Source organism: Sorangium sp. So ce426 (assembly GCF_051475585.1).
GTDB classification, from domain to species: Bacteria; Myxococcota_A; Polyangia; order Polyangiales; family Polyangiaceae; genus Sorangium; species Sorangium cellulosum_B.
Genome location: NZ_CP150341.1, coordinates 4,742,193 through 4,761,367, shown reverse-complemented (window position 1 = coordinate 4,761,367; position 19,175 = coordinate 4,742,193). Strand labels below are relative to the sequence as shown.

The following is a 19,175-nucleotide window of genomic DNA, read 5'->3' as shown; positions in this document are numbered from 1 at the left end:
TGCCGAAATAGCACAGGTGACGTTCCCTCGCGCGGACTACCGCGCCCCGGATGGCTCGATCCAGCCATTGGCCTAGCTGGATTCATTCTCTCGATTCTTGATGCCATGCCTCACGTTCCGATACGTTCCGAGGAGCCGCGGAATGTTTGCGAACGCCACACCGGTTGCTGCTCTGGCCGTGCCCCTGCACGATGAGCGGGGTGTCGACGTCGTCATCCTTCTGGCCAAGGCCACCTTCGCCAGGCGCGGTCCCACGCTCGTGCTCCTGGAGGAGCAAGCTCCCCTTCGCCTCAACGACGTGCCGACGGACGAGGCGGCCGTCCGGGACGGCCGTGAGTCGAGCATTCGTTACCCCAGCGACGTCTGCTGCGAGAAGCCGGGGGCAGACGTCGTGATCGTCGGCAGCGCGGTCTCCTCGAAGGCCGTCAGCAGCCTCGACGTCGCCGTTCGCGCGCCGGGCCGCTCGATGTCGCTCACCGTGCACGGCGAGCGGGTCTTCTACAAGAGCGGCCTCGGCATCAAGATCTCCCCGGCAGCGCCGTTCGAGCGCGCCGCGATCACCTACGAGCGCGCGTACGGAGGGACATCGAAGGACGGCACCGTCGTGGAGTGGCACAACCCCGTGGGGCGCGGCGCCCACAGATCGACGTCGGAGCTCGATGGATCCCCGGCCCCGTGCATCGAGGATCCCGCGCACCCCGTCACGGGCACGGACGCGACGCCTCCGGCCGGATTCGGCGCCATCGCGATGTGGTGGCTGCCGCGGCGCGCGCTGTCGGGGACGATGGACGCGGCGTGGCAGCGCGAGCGCATGCCGCTGCCGCCGCTCGACTTCGATCGACGCTTCTATCACGTCGCTCATCCCGGTTTGCAGCTGGATCGGCCGCTCGCGGCGGGCGACGTCATCGCCACACACGGGCTGTGTCCAGAGGGGCTGTTCGACGTGACCATTCCCGAGCTCGCGATCGTCGCGCACCTCCGCCGGGCGACGGGGCGGGCGGTGTCCCTGCCCCTCGCGCTCGACACGGCCGTCCTCGAGCCCGACACGGCGCGCGTCGAGCTCACGTTCCGGCGCGTCGTCCCGCTCGGCAGGGGCGACACGATGCTCCGGGAGGCGCGGCTCGATGTCGACGCGTGACGCCCTCCTGCTCTCCGTGCCCGCCGACGGGCGGATCCCCGCAGCGCTCCGCGCTCCCATCGAGGGGGTCTCCATCGCGCACTACCTCGTCGTGGAAGCGGCGCAGCTCGACGGGCTCCCCGTCCCCGCCGTGCTGGAATGGCTCGGCGTGCCGCGACGCGCGTTCGCGCGGGCCGAGGAGCTCTGGAGCGAACGAGTGGCCGACGCGCTCGCGGGCGAGGACGGCGGCTTCGACGCGCTGTACGAAGACGCCATCGGCCGAGCGCTCTCGCTCTGGGCGCGGGCCGTCGACCCGCTCGACCGGGAGTTCGGCGCCTGGATGACGTTTCAACGCCACGCGCTCGAGGCCGACGATCCGGGCGAGCTCGCCCGCCGCGCGGGGCTCACCCGGGGTGACGAGCTGCGCCTCGCGCGCCTCTGGCGCGGGCGGCTGGTCGAGGCCGAGCCCGAGCTCGTCGCCCTGGCCGAAGCGGTGATGTCGGGGCCGCTCGCGCCCCTGCCCGCGCTCACCGTGTCTCCGTTCGTCTTCCCACCGGCGGAGGAGCGCCCGTGATCAACCAGGCAGAGCTCCGGCTCGACGGGCTCGAGGGCGCGGAGATCGTACGGGTCCGCGGGCGTGAAGCCATGAACGAGCTCGGCGCCTTCGTCGTCGATGTCCTGCACCCCGACCCGCACATCGACCCGGCGGCGCTCGTCGACAAGGACGCGACCCTCGGGCTGGCCGACGGGAGCGGACACACGACGACGTTCCACCTGATCGCGCTCGAGGCCTCCCACGGCGGCCATTTTCGCGGCAGCGACCGCTATCGCATCACGCTCGGGCCCGCGGCCGAGCGCCTCGCCCTGCGCGTGAGCCACGCGATCTTCCAGGACAAGACCACCCAGGAGATCGTGGCCGAGCTCCTGCTCCGCGCGGGCATCCCCGCCGCCCAGGTGAAGTGGCGCCTCGCCGGGCAGTACGCGAAGCGAGACTACACGGTGCAGTACGGAGAGAGCGAGTGGGCGTTCATCGCGCGCCTGCTCGCCGACGAAGGCATCAACCACTGGCTCGATCGAGACGACGACGCCCCGCTCCTCGTCTTCGGCGATCACCCGAGCTCCCATGAAGGGATCGAAGGGCCGAGCCCCGTCGTGCCGTTCGAGGACGCGAGCGGCAGGAGCTCGATGGCGTTTGCCTTCCATGCCCTGCGGCGAAGCTGGTCCATCGCCTCGACGAGGGCGAGCCTGCGCGACATCAACGTGCAGAACCCCGGCGTGCCCGTGGACGGCGAGGCAGGCGAAGGCGCGCTCGAGGTCTTCGAGTATCCCTCGAACCTCATGATATCGAAGGCGGCGACCGCGCGGGCCAAGGTCCGCCTCGAGCAGCTCCGCCGCCATCGCTCGACGCTGGTGGGCGAGAGCGGCAACGCGCGGCTCCGCGCCGGGCGGGTCGTGCAGATCACCGGCGCCGCGGACGCCTGCTTCTCGGGCAGGTTCCTGATCACCGCGGTGGAGCACGAGCTCGAGCAAGCCTCACGGGAGCAGCCCCGGGGCACGCCGTACCGCAATCGCGCCACCCTCGTCCCCTTCGCCCCGGACGCGCCGTACCGGCCCGGGGTACCGCGCTCACGGCCGATCGTGGCAGGGATCGAGAGCGCGATCGTCACCGGCCCTGCGGGGGACGAGATCCACGTCGACGATCTCGGTCGCATCAAGGTGCGCTTCTTCTGGGATCGCTCGGGCGTGGGCGACGACAAGAGCTCACGCTGGGTCCGAGCGCTCCAGATGAACCTCACGACGCCGCAGATGCTGCCCCGCGTCGGGTGGGAGGTCCCGGTCATCTACGAGAACGGCGATCCGGACCGGCCCTTCGTCCTCGGGCGAGTCTACAACGGCGGGGCCGCGCCGCCCTACGGGCTGCCCGACAGGCGCGCGACGAGCACGCTGCAATCGGCCACCTCGCCGAGCGACGGGACGACGCAGGAGATCCGGATGGGCGACGACGGGGGGAGCGAGGAGACCTTCGTCCACGCGACGAGGGATCAGACGGTATCTGTCGGCGGCGCTCACGCGATCAAGGTCGGGGCGAACCGGCTGGACACCGTGCAGAAGGGGCAACAGCTCCTCGTCGACGGCGCGCAGACGACGACGATCGGGGGCGACCAGTCCATCGTCGTGGGCGCCGACGGGAACATCGTCGTCAAGGGGGCGCGCTCGGAGAGCATCGGCGGCAGCGAGAACATCGGCGTGACGGGCACCTACAAGACGACCGTCGACGGCGCTTACGTCGAGCAGATAGGCGCCCTCTACAGCCTGCGCTGCAACGAGTACAACGCGAAGATCCAGGGGGCGTTCACGCAGGTCATCGGCGCGGCGCTCTCGACGACGGCGGGGCTCGGGAGCAACCAGTCGGTGGCGGGCGCGCGGACCGAGGTCGTGAGCGGCGCCCGCAGCTTCACGGCCGGCCTCGCGTACGCCGACGGGACCATGGGTCGAAAGAGCGTCACCGCCGGGGCGGCGAACGAGAGCGCGAACGCCAAGCTGGCCTTCAACGCGGGCGCCCGGGCGACCCTCCAGGCGGGCGGTGTCCTGTCGATCGAGGGCGGCGGCAAGGTCGTGTTCGAGGCGAGCACGATCTCCGTCAAGGCTGCGACGCTCACCGCGAACGGGGGGAGCACGATGAAGCTCGCCGGGGCGATGAAGTCGACGTCCACCGTCAAGCTCGACGCGCCGACGGTCAAGAAGAACGACAAGGTCGAGGTGGGGCCGTGAGGGCCGCGTTCGATCTGACCATCGAGGGGGCCCCGCCGCTCTCGGTCCAGTCGTTCGATGCCCACGAGCGGACGCATGTCGGCGGCAGCGTGTGTGTCCTCGCGCGCGTCGCTCCAGGGCGGGACGAGGCGCTCGTCCCCGACGAGCTGCTCGGCAAGAAGGCGACGCTGGAGATCACGCCGAAGGACGCGCTGCGCGACGTCCCGCGGAGGTTTCACGGGGTCGTCGACGTCATCGAGAGCGCGGGGCAAGGCGCGCTGCTGACGATCGTTCCGCGCCTCATGCCGCTCGAGGACGGATCGGATCACCGTATCTTCCTGGAGCAGGACTCTGTCGCCATCGCCGAGGGGCTGCTGCGCGAGGCAGGCCTCGCCCTCGACGTCCGCGTGGCGACCCGACCCGAGCCGCGGGTCCAGTGCGTCCAGGCCTTCGAGTCCGTTCTCGCGTTCGTGCGGCGGATCCTCGCCGAGGACGGGATATCGCTGTGGGTCGAGCACCAGGAGTCGGAAGACGTGGTGGTGTTCGGCCAGGACGACTCGGCCTGCCACGATCTCCCGGGCGGCGCGCGCGTCACGGTGGCGCACGACGGAGGGCTGACGACGGGCGAGGTGGTCACGGATCTGCGGCTGCTGCACCGCGTGACGCACGATGGCGTCGCGGTGTCCGACCACGATCCCGATCATCCCGCGGTCGATCAGGCGGCGTCGGTGGGTGGGCAGCGCTTTCAGCGCTTCGCGTACCCTGGACACCATCGCTCGCCCGAGGCAGGCGCCTCGCGGGCGCGGCTCCTCCTGGAGGAGGAGCAGACCGAAGGCGTGATCCTCCGGGCGCGCACGACCTGCCGGCATGTCGCGGTGGGGTACATCGTGGAGCTCGAGGGCGCCCCGCGGGACGATGAGAACGGGCGCTTTCGCGTCCTGGAGGTGCGACACCAGGGGCGCGACTTCGCCGCGAACGGCCCGGGCGATCTGCGTTATGAGGCCGAGTTCACAGCGGTCCCCGCGGCGCGGCCCGTGCGGCCGAGGCGACAGCCGGCGAAGGGGCTGGGCGGGCTCCAGACGATGACGATCATGGGGCCGCCGGGCGCGGAGATCCACACCGACCCGCAGGGGCGGGTCAAGGCGCGCTTCCGCTGGGATCGCCTCTCACCCGACGACGACACGGCGAGCGCGTGGGTCCGGCCGATGCAGCCGCCCTTGAGCGGTGGGTTCTTCCTGCCGCGGGTCGGCTGGGAGGTGCTCGTCGGGTTCATGAACGATCCTGCGCCGACGGGGGATACCCCGCTGTCGCTCGGGCGCCTCGACAACGGGCACGCGCCCCCCGCCGAGAGCCTGCCGAAGCAGAAGGTGCGGTCGAACTGGGGGACCCAGAGCACCGGGGGGAGCGGGAAGCAGAACCAGATCCGGTTCGACGACGCCGCGGGCAACGAGGGGATGCACTTCGCTGCGTCGAAGGACGCGAACGAGAGGACCGAGAACGACAAGGTCGTCAGCGTGACGGCCGACGAGGAGAACGTCGTCGGGGGCAACCACACGAGCACGGTGACCTTGCAGCAAGTGACAGCGGTGAAATCTGCCCAGACGTACTCGGTGGGTGGCAATCGCGACGTGACGACGACGGGCGCGCTCGGGATCTTCGCCGCGAGCGAGAGCGTCAGCGTGGGCGCGACGCGGAAGCTCACGGTGGGGGGCGATTACGAGATGAAGGCGGCCACCGTCAGCCGCATCGTCGGGGCCGCGGAGAACGTCGTCGCGATCCAGGGGACGAACCGCCACGTGACAGGCGCCTCGACCATCGCCGTGGGCGGCACGTGGACCGAGATCGGCGGCATCACGGCGTCCACCGGCGTGCTCGGCGCCAGCACCCTGACCGCCGGCGGGCCCCTCTCGGTGAGCGCGAGGAGCGTGTCGATCAACGCGTCGGTGCTCTCGGAGACCTACGCGGGGCTGTACAGAGCGCACGCCGGCGCGGATTTCACGGTGGGGGCTCCCATCGTGAAGCTCAAGGCGGGCGGGGCCATCCGGGCCAAGGGAGCCGACGTGTCCTTCAAGGCGAAGTCGAGGATCGTGCTCAAGGCGGGCGGCGTCACGGTCACGATCACGCCGGCGTCGATCACGGTGAAGGGAAAGCTCAAGGGCGATTCGACGAGCGTCGTGACGACGAGGGAGGAGGTCAAATGAGGGCGACGAGGACCATGAACCAGGGCGCGAGCGCGCGGCCTGCGCCGAGCAAGGGCGCCGCGCGCAAGGCCGGGCCGGGCAAGGTGGTGAAGCTCGGCCGCCGCGCGGAGGCGGCGCCGCCGCTCGGCGGCGGAGCCCATTTCGCGAAGCTGCTCAGGAAGCTCGCGGAGGGGCGGTACGAGGCCTCGCTCTTCGGCGGAGAGCCGCGCGAGGTCGGGGTGCTGCCGGAGGTGGATCTCGAGCTCGCCGACAGGTGCCTCGCCGAGCAGGGCGTCGTCCTCGTGGGGATGGTCGGCGACGACGCGGTGATCTTCGGCGCGCTCCAGACGAGGGAGCGCAGGGCGGAGGAGATCGTCGTGGAAGCGCCGCGGAGGCTCGTGCTCAAGGCGGGCAAGTCGCGGCTGGAGCTGTCGGCCGACGGCCGCGTGAAGCTGTCGGCCGACGCCGTGACCGTGGACGCCCCGCGCGAGGTGCGGCTGGCGAGCGCGCACGTCGAGATCCCGTAGGCGAGGCCGCCGGAGCGACGATGAGCAGCGTCGGCAAGAAGGAGATCGCCACCAAGAAGAGCGGCCACGGCGCTGTCGCGCCCGGCGCCATCAGCCCGGTCAGCCCGCCGGCGCCCCCCGTCCCGACGCCGTTCCTGTACACGGCGCGCAGCGCCAACAAGACCGGGACGGAGCACAACTCCAGCTACTGGATCTGGGACACGCAGGCGCTGGTCGAGGGCAGCCAGATGAACGTCGATCCGCCCGCGAACGCGCCGTCGAAGACCGCCGGCGGCGACCTCGTGACGCACGCCGACACGAAGATCGCCGTCATGAAGACCGGCTCGATGGTCGTGAAGGCGGCCGGCAAGAACGTGTGCGGGACCGGCGATCTCGTGAACATGAACGTGCTGACCGCCGAGCAGAGCATCGCTCAGATGGTCGTTCCCCTGCTCAACAAGGTCGATCTCGCCCGTGCGTCGAAGTCGACCGCTCACGCGCACAGGGTCAACGAGGAGTACTATCGCGCGTTCCACCCCGAGCGCGCCAACCAGACGAACGTCGGTGATCCGATCGACGTCGGCACCGGCTTCGTTGTCGACGAGGGCACGGACCTGAGGCTGCCCGGACCGATCGAGCTGGTGTGGCGGAGGACGTACTCGTCGGGCTACCACAGGAGGACGACGGCGCTCGGCAAGGGGGGGTGGGTGCACTCCTTCGAGCAGTGGATACAGCCGAGCGAGCGGGTGATCCGGCTCCACGACGAGGAGGGGCTGCCGGTCGACTTCGCCGTCCCGCCGCCGGACGGGGGCAGCTTCCACCGGGGCCGGCGCCTGGAGCTCCGCGCCGTGGGCAAGCGCTACCAGGTCCGGAGCCTGAAAGACCGGCTCGTGCGGGAGTTCAGCGCGCTGCCGAACGGCCGCTTCGCGCTCGCCGCGATCACCGATCCGTACCAGCACCGGATCGAGCTCGAGTACCGCGGGAGCTCGCTCGTGCGCATCGCCGACAGCTGCGGCCGCGACGTCCGTGTGATGAGCACCGAAAAAGGCCGCGTGGTCCGCGTCGAGGTCTGGGCGCGCGCCCCGGGGAGCGACGGGGCGCCTGCGCTAGAGACCTGGTTCGATTACGACTATCATGTCGAGGGGACGCTCGCCTCCCACACCAATGCGCTCTCGCACGTCAAGCGATGGGAATACGACGGTCTGCACCGCATGGTGAAGACGACGGCGCGGAACGGGATCTCTTTCCGCTACGAGTACGACGAGGAGACCGGCCGGTGCGCGCGGACCTGGGGCGACGGGGGCCTTCACGACGTCCGCCTGGTGACCGACGACGATAAGGGCGAGGCGCGGACCCACGGCACGAGCCGCGCGCGGCGATATCACGTGAAGGACGGCATCGTGGTGCGCGAGGAGACGTTCGACGGCGGCTGGGCGTCGGAGCGCGAGCTCGATGGTGATGGGCTCCTCATCCGCCGGGGCAACGCCGCGGGCGAGGCGATGACGTACGAGCACGACGCGCGCGGGAACCTCGTGAAGGAGACCGACCCGGCGGGCAACGTCACGGCGTGGGAGATCGAGGCCGACGCGCCCGTGCGGCGGATCGACGCCGCGGGCCGCGAGATGCGCTACCGGTACGACGCGCATGGCGCGCTGATGAGCGTCACGCTCCCGACGGGCGCGTCCTTCAGCCTGGCGCGCGACACGGACGGGCGCGTCGTCGGCGCCTTCGGTCCGAACGGCACGCTCGCGACGTTCACCTACGATGAGCACGGGAACCTCGCGTCGGAGACCTCGGGGCGCGGCGAGACGACCTGGTACCACCACGACGCGCTCGGCAGGCCCGTGGCGCGGGTCGAGGCGTCGGGCCATGTCACGCGCACCGAGCGCGATCGGCTCGGCCAGGTGCTCGCCCTGGTGCGGGCCGACGGCACGCGCCTGACGGCGAGCTACGACCCGGTGGGAAACGTCACCAGCGCGACCGACGCGGCGGGCAGGACGACCCGCTTCGAGTACAGCGGAACAGGGCACCTGGCGAGGATCGTCCCGCCGGACGGGCAGGTGGTCGCCCTCCTGCACGACGCGGACGAGCGGCCGATCGAGATCATCAACGCGCTGCTCGAGCGTTATCGCCTGGAGTACGACCGCGCCGATCGCGTGGTGTCGGAGCGGACCTTCGATGGACGGCTGATCACGTACCGCCACGATCGTGGGGGGCGGGTCGCGCGGATCGACTATCCCGACGGCGAATGGCGCGAGCTCGCCTACGACAAGCTCGGGAACGTCGTGGAGGACCGCGGGGCCGACGTCCAGATCACGTTCGAGCGCGACGCGCTCGGGCGGATCGTCCGCGCGGTCTGCGCCGACGCCACGGCGAAGGTGGTGACGGAGATCGAGCGTGACAGCCTGGGGCAGGTCGTCGCCGAGCGCCAGGACGGGCGCACCATCCGCTACGAAGTCGACGCATGCGGCCGGCGCACGGCGCGCATCGCGCCGGGAGGCGAGCGGACGGAGTACCGCTATGACGACGACGATCTGCTCGTCGGGATCACGCACGAAGGACGAGCTGTATCCATCCAGCGCGACGCGGAGGGCCGGGAGCGGCGCCGCGACTTCGGCGCCTTTCGACTGGAGCACGACCACGACGCCCTGGGGCGGCTCGTGCAGCAGCAGGTGATCTCCACGGAAGCGGCGGGCGCCACGAGCCTGGTCGTGAGGCGGCGGTATGGCTATGACACCGCAGGCCGCCTGACGTCGGTGAGCGACGGGCCCGACGGGCAGGGCGGCACCACAACGACGTACCGCTACGATCGCGCGGATCAGCTGCTGGAGGCGGCGAGCGGCAGGCTGCGGGAGGCGTTCGAGTACGACCCCACGGGCTCCCTCGTGGGCGCGGTGCGCGGTGGTGGATCACCGGATGTCGCGCGACGCTGGTCGCTCGGCCCGGGGAACGTGCTGAGAGCGGCGGGCGGCGCGCGTTATCTGGTCGACGGCCGCGGCAGGCGTATCCAGCGCATCGAGAGAGGCGCGGGCGGCGGCGAGGAGGTGACGATCTACGGCTGGGACACCAGGGATCGGCTCAGGGAGGTCGTCCTCCCCGACGGCAGGCGGGTGCGCTTCACCTACGACGCGTTCGGCCGGCGGGTCCGGAAGACGGTCCTTTCCCCCTGGGATCGCTCGTCCCTCGAGGGCGGGGCGAGCGGAGGCGCGGTGGTGGAGGCGTCGGTCGACTTCCTGTGGGACGGCGACGTCGTGTGCGAGGAGAGACATGCCACGGCCGAGGGGCCGCGATCCCGGATCCACGTGCACGATCCCGGCACCTTCACGCCGCTGCTCCAGGTCGAGCAGGGCATGGTCTTCGGCGTCGTCGTCGATCAGGTCGGCACGCCGAAGGAGCTCGTGGATGAGCGCGGGCGCGTGGCCTGGCGAGCCCATCACGGCGCGTGGGGCGACGTCGTATCGGTCGAGAGGGACCCGCGCGCGTCGCCCGTGGAGAGCCCGTTCCGGCTCCTCGGCCAGGTCGCGGACGACGAGACGGGCCTCTGCTCCACGAGGTTCAGGTACTTCGAGCCGGCGTGTGGAAGATGGCTCTCGCCGGATCCGATCAACATCCATGGCGGGTTGAACCTGATGGCGTTCGGCGGGGCGCCGACCGAGACGGTAGATCCCCTGGGTCTGGCGTATGACCCATGGCAGCCGCACTCCCCCGGTACCCAGGACTGGAACGACGGGAAAGGCACGCACTTCTACACCAACAACCCGGGCGTCGAGCTGGGAGTCCGGACCGACGGCAGGGGCAACGTCACCTTCGAGCGTGTCACGGGCACCGAGAGGAGACCTGGACCGGTGCAGACCGAGATCAACACCGCGAGGGAGAGGCTGAGGACCGACGCGGGCTGGCGATGGCAGCTGCTCCGGAACCTCTGTGAGGGCATCCAGCGCGCCTCGACAGGGACCCCGAGCGACAGGGCCCTGGCTGCGAGGATGGATCAGGTCAGAGCCGCTCTGGCGAGGCTCATCGCCCACAAGGGTCATTGATATGCTCCTGCCGCGACCCACCGTCGACTTCATGAACGAGCTCGCCGCGCGCCGCGCGCCGGAGATCGAGCTCTACCAGCAGCTCGGCTTCCCGGACTTCTTCTTCACCGACGGCGAGCTCTCCGGGCCTCCCTGCGAGGTTCAGTTCCTCACGTATGGACCTCGCGCGTGTGAGGTGATGCTGAAGGGGAGCCGGGTGCTCGGTCATCCACACACGGTCACGACGGACGAGGCCGGCGGGGTCCCATGGGATGGTGTGGCGCGGCCGAGGACGTTCCGGGAGTACCGAGCGCACGTGCAGTCGCTCGCGCCGTCGATCGCGCCGAGGTCTCCCCTCGGACGCGCGCTCAAGGAGCTCCGGTCGGTGGACCGACGCTTTCGCAGCGCAGAGTGGCTCCGGTTGATCGACTGGTGGGCGCTGAGCCGCGTGACGCGCGAGAGGCACCTGGAGCCGCTGCTGAAGAGCGCGCTCCAGCAGATCGGAGCGGCGTTCCACGGCGGCAGCTTGACCGCTCTCCGGCTCGCCGCGGAGCTCGTCGCGCCCGGCTTCGCGAGGCAGACGCTCATCGACGCGGGCGTCTGGCCTCCGTCGCGCCTCGGCGTCTCCGAGGCACGTCTGACCGAAGCCTTTCCCGCGAACCACCCGGACCGATACAGGGTCTATTGCCAGGCGACCGGGGAGCACCTCGGCCCCCTGTACCAGGTGCGGCCTCGGCTCGACCGCGATCTTCAGGAGGAAGAGCTCTTCGCCGAGGAGGATCGGCAGACGAGCTGGCGGCTGGGCGCCACCGGCTACGTCCTCACCGGCGACGGCAAGCTCTGGCGGCCGGAGAAGCACGGATGGCGTTGCTTCGGCCCCGCGATGGACGCGCTGCTCGTGCGGCCCCCGAAGGCCGAACGAAGGCGCTCGGGCTGACGCCCATGCACGTCACGCTCTCCCTCGATCCCCCGGCGACGACCCGCGCCATCGCGCTCCGGGTCGCGAGCGCGCTCGGCGGCGCGACGCGCGCCGAGATCGACGTATCCGCGCCGGAGCCGCTCGACTGCGAGGCCCTCACGGGGACGCCCGCGCGCATCGAGATCAGCGGCGACGACGGCGCGACCGCGGTGCACCACGGCATCGTCGCCGGGATCACCGCGAGCGCCACCGTGGACCCGGGCGCGCAGCGGCTCTACACGCTCGACGTCCGCTCGGCCATCGAGTGGCTGACGCTGCGCAAGGACGCCCGGGTGTTCCGCAAGACGACCGCCGCGGCGATCGTGGAGGAGCTCCTCGCCGGTGTCGGCATCCGGGACGACGCCTTCGTGAACGAGGCAGAGCCGCCGCCCGAGCGCGAGCACGTGACCCAGTGGGAGGAGACCGACGCCGTCTTCCTGCGCCGCATCTGCGAGGAAGAGGGCCTGTTCTTCCGGTTCGATCCGAAGGAAGGGTTCGACGCGTTCGTCCTGTGCGACCGGTCCGACGCGGCGCCCGACGGCCTGTCGGATCCCCTGATGTTCGTCGATGAATCGGGCCTGGTTCCGGGGCAGCGCGTGGCCTTCGCCCCCAGGCAGATCCGCAGGCGCCGGCCCGGCAAGGTGGCCCTCCGCGATCACGACCCGGCCAGGCCGGCCGTGAAGCTCGAGGCCAGGGCCGAGGGCGGGCTCGATCCCGAGAAGGCCGTGGAGGTCTACCAGGCGCCCGGCCGGTTCCGGACCGACGGCGAGGGGGAGCGCGAGGCGACGCTGCGGCTCGAGGCGCTGCGGGCCGACGCCGATGTGCTCGAGTTCGACACGACGGCCCTCGAGCTCCGCCCCGGCGTGCAGTTCGAGGCGGACGCGACGCTCTCCGCGGGGCTGGCGCCGAGCGGCAAGTACTTCGTCGTCGAGACCTCGCTGGCGTGGCGCGCGGGCGAGCCGGAAGGCCGGATGTCCGTGAAGGCGATCCCGCTGGGCGTGCCGTACAGGCTCCCGCGCGCCACCCCGCGCCCGCGCGTCCCGGGGATCCTGAGCGCCACGGTGACCGGCGCGAGCGGCGAGGAGATCCACACCGACGCGGCCGGCTGCGTGCGCGTCACGTTTCCCTGGGATCGCGGGGGCCCGAAGGACGAGACAGCGAGCCTGCCAATCCGCGTGATGCAGGCCCATCTCCCGGGGTCCATGCTCGTCCCGCGCGTGGGCTGGGAGGTCCTGGTGGGCTTCGAGGACGGCGATCCGGATCGGCCCTACGTGCTCGGGCGCTCCTTCAACGGCCGGCAGCTGCCAGCGTTCGGGTTGCCCGCCAACAAGACGATGACGGCGTTCGGCACGGTGAGCTCTCCCGGCGGCGGCAAGGCCAACATGATCACGCTGGAGGACGCCGCCGGGCGGCAGCACATGGTGTGGCACGCCGGCTTCGGCAAGACGACGACGGTCGGGGCCGACATGCAGAACCAGACCGTTGGGTTCGAGAACATCCACATCAAGGGCGCGCAATCGTGGCAGATCGGCGGCAAGGAGACGCTGTCGCTCGAGAACGCGTGGACGGTCGGCGTCGACAGCCAGACGGCCTCCGTGGGTGGCAATCAGGACATCACGATCAACGCCACCGGCATGACGAAGGTGGGGAGCGAGACGGTCTCGATCGGCGCGAACCTCATCGAGCTGGTGGGTGATCCGATCAGCGGGCTCAAGGGTTTCGCGGAATCGGCGGTTCTGGCCGGGGTCGGCCAGATCCCCGGGGTCGGCGCCGCCCTCTCGAGGGGCTACACCTGGGGAAAGGCGCTGGGCGAGGGATACCGTCGAGGCGGGTGGAGCGGCCTGGGAACGGCCGCTGTGCGGACGGGCCTTGGCGAGGTCGCCGGCCGGATCCCCGGCGGCGACGCCATCGTCGCGGCCGCGGACAGCGCCGGGCTCACGCCGTGGTCCGAGCAGGCCCGGCAGCGCGCGGCCGAACAGGAGGGCGGAGGCGGCGCTGCGGGCCCAGGCGGCGCGGGCGCCGGCGCGGCCGCCGCCGCGCCGGGGCACCGGAAGCTGGTCGTGAACGGCACGACCACCGAGGTGATCGGCGCCGTCCATGCCATCCAGACGCCGGGGTCGCTCAAGTGGACGACCCTCGGCGCGTCGAGCTTCGCCATCGGAGGGAGCCACGCCACCTCCGCCGTCCGCATCTCACGCCTCACGATGGCCGCGTCGGCGGACACCGCGGCGGCGACCTCCCTCCGGGCGAGGGCCGGGCTCGGGCGCAACGTCAAGACCGCCCATACCCTCAAGGCGGGCGGCGCCATCCAGCTCGATGCCGGCGCGGAGTTCGCCGTGAAGGCCGGCGGCGCGCTGTCGATCCAGGCGGGTGGGGCCATCACGCTCGACGGCGGCACCGTGGTGTTCGACGTCGGCGACGGCGCGTCCACGGTCTCGGTGCACGGCGGCGGGCTCACCCTCGAGTCCGCGACGATCACCATCAACGGCAAGACCCAGCACACGGGCAAGGAGAACGCCGGCTGATGGCGCTCTCCGTCGCCGAGATCGCCCTTGTCTCGCCGCTCGGGTCGAGCCCGAGCGAGCACGTCTTCTTCCATCGAGCGGAGGTCAATCCGCACGCGAGCGGCGCGTTCACGACCCGCGACGGGGAGGCCCTCCCCGTCCACCACTGCCCGTGGATCGCCGCTTCACGCCCGTGGTCGTCGCGGATCCGCCTGCTCGCGAAGCAGGCCCTCGCGCGCGCGGCGCCCGGGTCGAGGAAGACACCCATCCTCCTCGTCGCGCCCCGCGAGGCGCTGGAGGGCGAGGCGGACGTCGCGCGGTTCCTGACGCTCGCGGGTCACGCCGTCGTGAGCCAGCGATCGGGGGCAGCGGGGTATGTGCCGGCCCTGAAGGAAGCGCACGATCTTCTCCGGCAGGATCCAGAGGTGGTGGTGCTCGCCGTCGACTCCCGGATCCACCGGCCGGACATCGAGCGGTGGCTCGAGCTGCGTTATTCGGCCTTCACGCGCAATCCGCTGCCCCCCTCGGAGGGCGCCGCCGCGATGCGGCTCGTCGCGAGCGCGCAGGCGCCGCTCGCGGGCAAGGTGCACTCGTACGCCGTCGCGGAGAGCGAGGCGCGCGACGACAACGATCTGCCGACGGACGGCGCCGCGCTCACGCGCGTGTTCGCGGCGCTCCGGCTCCGTCCGGCGGTGCCGCTCGTCGTCGGCCCTCGCGACGTGGATCCGCTCCGGATCCGCGATTTCCACCTCGCCTCCGTGCGTCACCACGCGAGGCTCGGGCGCGCGGAGATGCCGAGCTTCGAGGGGCAGATCGGCGCCCTCGGCAGCGCCGCGGGCCTGATGTCGGCGGTCTTCGCGCTGGCCTGGCTGCGGCACGGGCTCCCTCTCCCCGGGCCGGCGCGCGAGCGTGTCGCGCTGGCCTGGGCCCGATCGCCCGACGGAACCGTGGGCGCCGCGCTCGTGGGAGACGAGCGGTCATGAGCGTCCGGCAGGCTTCTGCTGGGCTCCGGCGGGTGCTCCCCTCCCCGCCGCTCACCGAGCGAGAGCCGCCGCCCGCGGATCGGGATCTGCACGCGCTCGCGTGGCAAGGCGAGGTCCGCCTCGACGCCGAGCGGGCAGCGGGGGTCACCGCGGCGCTCTGGCAGCGGCACGTGCGGACCGGTCTCCTGGAGCGGGCGCTGGTGCTGGGGGCCGATCACCGCGCGGGGCCGCACCTCGATCGGCCCGAGGCCGCGCGCCGCCTCCTCGCGCACATCGACGCGCTCGCGGAGGCCGGGTTGACGCCCGTCGAGCTCGCCGCGTTCGCGGAGGAGGCGGACCTCGATCACCCGGGCACCTTGTGGGCGCTGGCGCTCCTCTTCGGCTGCCTGGAGGCGCGTGGCGTGGAGGACGCGTTCGAGGCGTGGCTCACGTCCCTGGACGGCTCGGCCTTCCCCACCTACCGAGGCATCGTCGAGCTCGCCGACGCGATAGCGACCCAGCCGAGCGCGGATCTGCGCGAGCGCGCGCGGCGCTGGGCGGCGCGCCTGGAGCAGCCGGTCCTCTCCGCGATCGCGCTCGAGGTGACGCCTCCCGGCGAGCTCCCGGGTGACGCGCTCGCCGCCCTGGCGCGGGCGCAGAGCCCCATCGTCCAGGCGGCCCTCGAGCGGCATCTCTCGCGGGCGCCGCGTGGCGCCGCGCTCGCCGCGCCGGGCCGCGCGTCGTGGCTCGACGTGGCGACCCCTGCGTTCGCCCACGAGGTGGCGCGCGCGCGCATCCTCCAGCGGGACCTCGAGCCGCTGCACCGGGTACGGAGCATGGATCCTCGCGCCGTCGCCGCGCTCGGCCCGTACGCGCTCGACGTGATCGCGCTCGCGGGGGATGCGGGCGATCAGGCCCTCGTGCGCGATCTCGCGGCCGGGTTTCCCACGACCCCGCGCTCGCTCGACGCCATGGGGCGGATCGGGCTGCCTTCCCTGTTTCCGCGCCTCCTCGCGGCGGTGGGGAGCGACGAGCTCCACGAGGACGCGCACGGCGCGCTCGTGACCGCGCTCGGATCGCGCGTCGCGCGGCCCTCGGTGAAGGCGTGGGAGGAGGTGATCGCGTCCCTCCCCGCGACCGCCGCGCCGACGCGCCTGCGGGGGGGCGAGCCTCATTCTCCGCGATCGGTGATCGAGGAGATGAGGCGCCCGGACCTGTCCGCCGAGGCCTTGCGCGTGCGCGCCGACGAGCTCCTCGCGCGGGCCGGCCGACCGGCGCAGGTGGCGTGGGACGCGTTCGGGGCGACACTGGAAGGAGCCTTGTCCGAACTGGCTCGCCTCGCGCGCTGAGGGCTTATGTCACAGGAGACGGTCATCTCGCTGGAATCGTACGCTGCCGTGATGGCCGGCCTCGGGGCGGGGCTCGACCTGCGGAGAGCCCTCGCGCACGCCGGCGTCGCTCCGGCGGCGTGGGAGCAGGCTTCCGAGCAGTGGCAGGCCAGGATCGACGAGAGCGCGGCGTCGGATCTCGCCGTGCTGGTGGCCTTCGACGCCGCCCTGCTGACCGCGAAGCGGCGGTTCGAGCCGACGTTCGAGCCCATCGAGTCGGATGTCCGCGCGTGGGCCCATTTCCGCCGGCACTTCGTGACCGCGGCGGAGCCGATCGCATTCCTCGCGCGCCACGACCTCGATCTCGCGACGTACGCGCGCATCGAGGCGGGCTGGGCGAACCGCGTCCTTCTGGATGAGATGCTCGCCGCGACGCTTCGAGGCCACATGGAGGGCGCTCTCGAGGACTGTCCTGCCCTGACGAGGACGCCTTCGCCGCTGCTCGCCGCGACGGACGCGGAGCCGGCGCCGGCGCCGGCCGTGGCGTCGCCGACGGTCGTGGGTTCGCCGGCGGTCGTGACGTCACCGGCGGTCGTGACGTCGCCGGCGGTCGTGACGCCGTCCGTCGTGGCGCAGCAGGTCGTGGCGCAGCAGGTCGTGCAGCACCCCGCGGTGGTTCAGGCGCAGGTCGCGGGCGAGATCGCGGAGCCGCCTCGGTCGCCGCCGCCTCCGCCGCCTCCGTCGATGCGCGACGCTCGTGCTGCCCCGCGGAGCATCCGGATGGGGACGACCGTGGCGGTTTCGGCCGTCCCGTTCCCCGAAGGCCTGCCGTTCCAGCGGCCCGCCCCGCCGGGTCAGGCGAAGGCGGAAGAGGGGCCGCCGCCCATCCCGCTGGAGCGGTATGCGGTGATGCTCGCCGACCACACGCTCTTCGGCATGACGGAGGCGCAGCTCTGCGAGAAACACCAGCTGACGCCTGCGCAGCGGGCGCAGGCGTTCCAGTACTGGAAGGGTCGAGTCGACGCGGACGCCGCGCTCAGGGGCCGCGTGAAGGTCGCGGTGGATCGTTATCAGGCAGCCCGCGCCAAGGCGGGACAACACGCTCCCGAGCGCTCGTCCCCACGACAGCCGGTCATCGCGCAGGCGCCCAACCCTCCGGCCTCCGAGCGGCGCGTCGACTTCAACAGGACCGTCGATCCGGGCGAGGTCGTGATGTCGCCCGTCTTGCCGTTCCTGGCCGGTTCCTCGCCCGCGCCGAGGCCGACCGCGAGCACGCGCGCCGAGCCGCAAGGCGGCGCCGGCGGGCCCGGTCAGCTCTCGCTGGAGCAATACGCGTCGCTCACCGTCGATCTCTCGCTCGATCCGGAGCGCACCCCGGAGACGCTCCGTCGCTACGGCCTCACGCCCGCGCAGAGGACGCTCGTGGACGCCACCTGGACGGCGAGGCTCGCCCAGAACGCCGCCGAGCGCAGCGCGTTCGAGGCGGCCCGTGCCTCGTACCGAGCGTGGCGCCTCCGCAACACGAGCAAGCCGTGATCGTGCAGGCGCGCTGGTGCGCGATGCGCGGCGCGCGGCGCGCGGCGCGCGGCGCGTGAGAAGCTCCCGGTCTCGACAGCGGGTGGCGACGAGCAGTTCGATCGCGGCAAGCGAGACCATGATCTGTGCTGAAATGACACAGGTGACGTTCCCTCGCGCGGACTACTGCACGCAGAGGAATGGATCTACGGATGGGGTGTCCAGGGAAGATTGGAGGACACGCCATGAAGACTGTCATCATTCGGAAGAACGCCTCGGAGTCGGACGCGTGGACGCTCGCCGAGCGCCCCGCTCCCAAGCCCGGTCCGGGGCAGGTGCTCGTGCGCGTCCGCGCCGCGTCGATCAACTACCGTGACCTCATGGTCGTGCGCGGCCGGTACGGCGGGGAGCGCAAGGACGAGCTTGTCCCGCTCAGCGACGCGGCGGGCGAGGTGGTCGCGGTTGGAGCGGGCGTGCGGCGCTGGAAGGAGGGAGATCGCGTGATCTCGACGTTCTTCCCGACGTGGGCCTCGGGGCCGTTCCGCGGGGAGTACCGCACCACGACGCTCGGCGCGGGCGGGAACGACGGAGTGCTCGCGGAGCTCGTGGTGTTCGGAGAGGACGCGATCGTCCGCGCGCCGGCGCACCTCGGGTTCAACGAGGCGGCGACGCTGACGTGCGCCGGGGTGACGGCGTGGACGGCGCTGTTCGAGTCGGGGCCGCGGCCGGCGCCGGGGGCGACGGTGCTTGTCCAGGGGACCGGCGGGGTGTCGCTGTTCGCCGCGCAGCTGGCGCGCGCGGCGGGGCTGCGCGTGATCGCCACGTCGTCCAGCGCGGCGAAGATCGAGCGGCTGCGCGCGCTCGGCGTGACCGAGGCGATCGACTACCGGAAGCAGCCGGAGTGGCACGAGGAGGTGCTGCGGCTGACGGGGGGCGAAGGGGTGGACCGGGTGATCGAGGTGGGCGGCGCGGGGACGCTGCCGCGATCGATGCAGGCGGTGAAGACGGGGGGCGTGGTGAGCCTGATCGGGCTGCTCAGCGGGGTTGGGAGCCAGATCGATCCGATGCCGATCCTGTTCCGGGCGATCCGCGTCGAGGGGACTGTGGTCGGGTCGCGGCAGGCGACCGTGGAGCTCGGGGCGGCGCTCGAGCTGCACGGGATCCGGCCGGTGGTTGATGAGGTCTTTCCGATCGAGCGGGCGAACGAGGCGCTCGCGAAGCTCGCGGCGGGCAAGCATTTCGGCAAGGTGGTGATCGGGATCGACTGAGCGAAGCGGCGGCGAGGGGGGAGTGGTTGCGATGGCCGAGCCACCTCACCCTGGAAACGCGCACCAGCAG

Annotated in this window: 12 protein-coding genes; all 12 read left to right on the top strand. The window is 71.9% G+C overall.

Annotated elements, in window-relative coordinates:
• Window positions 1-178: 178 nt before the first annotated feature.
• Window positions 179-1,138: a DUF2169 family type VI secretion system accessory protein gene (locus WMF44_RS17485; protein ID WP_437300249.1), complete on the top strand. Its 960-nt coding sequence runs from the start codon at window positions 179-181 to the stop codon at window positions 1,136-1,138.
• Window positions 1,125-1,691 (top strand): hypothetical protein, encoded by a 567-nt coding sequence (locus WMF44_RS17480; protein ID WP_437300248.1) that lies wholly within the window; start codon window positions 1,125-1,127, stop codon window positions 1,689-1,691. Before WMF44_RS17485 ends, WMF44_RS17480 begins: the two co-directional genes overlap by 14 nt.
• Window positions 1,688-3,889, top strand: a complete 2,202-nt coding sequence (locus tag WMF44_RS17475; RefSeq protein ID WP_437300247.1) for a type VI secretion system Vgr family protein — start codon at window positions 1,688-1,690, stop codon at window positions 3,887-3,889. The genes WMF44_RS17480 and WMF44_RS17475 overlap by 4 nt, the downstream gene beginning before the upstream one ends.
• Complete coding sequence (locus WMF44_RS17470) at window positions 3,886-6,069, top strand: type VI secretion system Vgr family protein (protein WP_437300246.1); 2,184 nt, start codon at window positions 3,886-3,888, stop codon at window positions 6,067-6,069. Before WMF44_RS17475 ends, WMF44_RS17470 begins: the two co-directional genes overlap by 4 nt.
• Window positions 6,066-6,575 (top strand): hypothetical protein, encoded by a 510-nt coding sequence (locus WMF44_RS17465; RefSeq protein WP_437300245.1) that lies wholly within the window; start codon window positions 6,066-6,068, stop codon window positions 6,573-6,575. Before WMF44_RS17470 ends, WMF44_RS17465 begins: the two co-directional genes overlap by 4 nt.
• 20 nt (window positions 6,576-6,595) lie before the next feature.
• Window positions 6,596-10,591 carry a DUF6531 domain-containing protein gene (locus WMF44_RS17460; RefSeq protein ID WP_437300244.1) on the top strand — a complete coding sequence of 1,332 codons (3,996 nt, stop codon included), beginning with the start codon at window positions 6,596-6,598 and terminating at the stop codon, window positions 10,589-10,591.
• A 1-nt stretch (window position 10,592) separates the two neighbouring features.
• Entirely contained in the window at window positions 10,593-11,507 is a 915-nt protein-coding gene (locus WMF44_RS17455) for a hypothetical protein (RefSeq protein ID WP_437300243.1), read from the top strand.
• Window positions 11,508-11,512: 5 nt separating this feature from the next.
• Window positions 11,513-14,053 carry a type VI secretion system Vgr family protein gene (locus WMF44_RS17450; protein WP_437300242.1) on the top strand — a complete coding sequence of 847 codons (2,541 nt, stop codon included), beginning with the start codon at window positions 11,513-11,515 and terminating at the stop codon, window positions 14,051-14,053.
• The gene (locus WMF44_RS17445; protein WP_437300241.1) at window positions 14,053-15,015 is read left to right on the top strand and encodes a hypothetical protein; all 963 of its coding nucleotides are present in this window, start codon (window positions 14,053-14,055) and stop codon (window positions 15,013-15,015) included. Before WMF44_RS17450 ends, WMF44_RS17445 begins: the two co-directional genes overlap by 1 nt.
• Entirely contained in the window at window positions 15,012-16,343 is a 1,332-nt protein-coding gene (locus WMF44_RS17440; RefSeq protein ID WP_437300240.1) for a hypothetical protein, read from the top strand. The genes WMF44_RS17445 and WMF44_RS17440 overlap by 4 nt, the downstream gene beginning before the upstream one ends.
• A 6-nt stretch (window positions 16,344-16,349) precedes the next feature.
• Window positions 16,350-17,858 carry a hypothetical protein gene (locus WMF44_RS17435; RefSeq protein ID WP_437300239.1) on the top strand — a complete coding sequence of 503 codons (1,509 nt, stop codon included), beginning with the start codon at window positions 16,350-16,352 and terminating at the stop codon, window positions 17,856-17,858.
• Between the two features lie 224 nt (window positions 17,859-18,082).
• Window positions 18,083-19,105, top strand: a complete 1,023-nt coding sequence (locus WMF44_RS17430) for a zinc-dependent alcohol dehydrogenase family protein (protein ID WP_437300238.1) — start codon at window positions 18,083-18,085, stop codon at window positions 19,103-19,105.
• Window positions 19,106-19,175 lie beyond the last annotated feature (70 nt).

Excerpts from the sequence above, each read along its gene's own strand:
- WMF44_RS17480 (WP_437300248.1), top strand. The coding sequence starts at position 1,125 with ATGTCGACGCGTGACGCCCTCCTGCTCTCCGTGCCCGCCGACGGGCGG.
- WMF44_RS17465 (WP_437300245.1), top strand. The coding sequence starts at position 6,066 with ATGAGGGCGACGAGGACCATGAACCAGGGCGCGAGCGCGCGGCCTGCG.
- WMF44_RS17460 (WP_437300244.1), top strand. The coding sequence starts at position 6,596 with ATGAGCAGCGTCGGCAAGAAGGAGATCGCCACCAAGAAGAGCGGCCAC.
- WMF44_RS17455 (WP_437300243.1), top strand. The coding sequence starts at position 10,593 with ATGCTCCTGCCGCGACCCACCGTCGACTTCATGAACGAGCTCGCCGCG.
- WMF44_RS17450 (WP_437300242.1), top strand. The coding sequence starts at position 11,513 with ATGCACGTCACGCTCTCCCTCGATCCCCCGGCGACGACCCGCGCCATC.
- WMF44_RS17445 (WP_437300241.1), top strand. The coding sequence starts at position 14,053 with ATGGCGCTCTCCGTCGCCGAGATCGCCCTTGTCTCGCCGCTCGGGTCG.
- WMF44_RS17440 (WP_437300240.1), top strand. The coding sequence starts at position 15,012 with ATGAGCGTCCGGCAGGCTTCTGCTGGGCTCCGGCGGGTGCTCCCCTCC.
- WMF44_RS17435 (WP_437300239.1), top strand. The coding sequence starts at position 16,350 with ATGTCACAGGAGACGGTCATCTCGCTGGAATCGTACGCTGCCGTGATG.
- WMF44_RS17430 (WP_437300238.1), top strand. The coding sequence starts at position 18,083 with ATGAAGACTGTCATCATTCGGAAGAACGCCTCGGAGTCGGACGCGTGG.